This window comes from Acinetobacter sp. Brlt_5 (assembly GCF_051949055.1).
GTDB classification, from domain to species: domain Bacteria; phylum Pseudomonadota; class Gammaproteobacteria; order Pseudomonadales; family Moraxellaceae; genus Acinetobacter; species Acinetobacter indicus.
Genome location: NZ_JAYJLP010000056.1, coordinates 1 through 317, shown reverse-complemented (window position 1 = coordinate 317; position 317 = coordinate 1). Strand labels below are relative to the sequence as shown.

Here is a 317-nt window from a genome sequence, read left to right as displayed (position 1 = left end):
CAGTGTAATGCAAATTGCATTACAAGTCGACTTTGCATAACAGCCATTATGTTAAATAGAATCAAAAAACCTCCAATAAAATCGTTATAGTATTATTGTTTATTGAGTAGATAAGAGAATTAAATTAGTGAAATACTCAAATGAAAAAATAGTAAAAGCTCTCTTACTTTCTCCTTTACCACTACTTTTTTTCACAGCAGTCCTGTTTATCGTAATGAATCAGGAATACAGCCTATACTCGATTTTAGTGGTTCTTGTAGGGCACGGTCTTGTCTACTTGGCTTATTGTATTTTGACTGTACCTTTCAGCTTCATAT

General features: G+C 32.2%; 1 pseudogene. It reads left to right on the top strand.

The features are described 5' to 3' along the window. Positions 1-127 precede the first annotated feature (127 nt). Positions 128-317: pseudogene (locus VF685_RS14085) on the top strand (hypothetical protein); the annotation flags it as partial.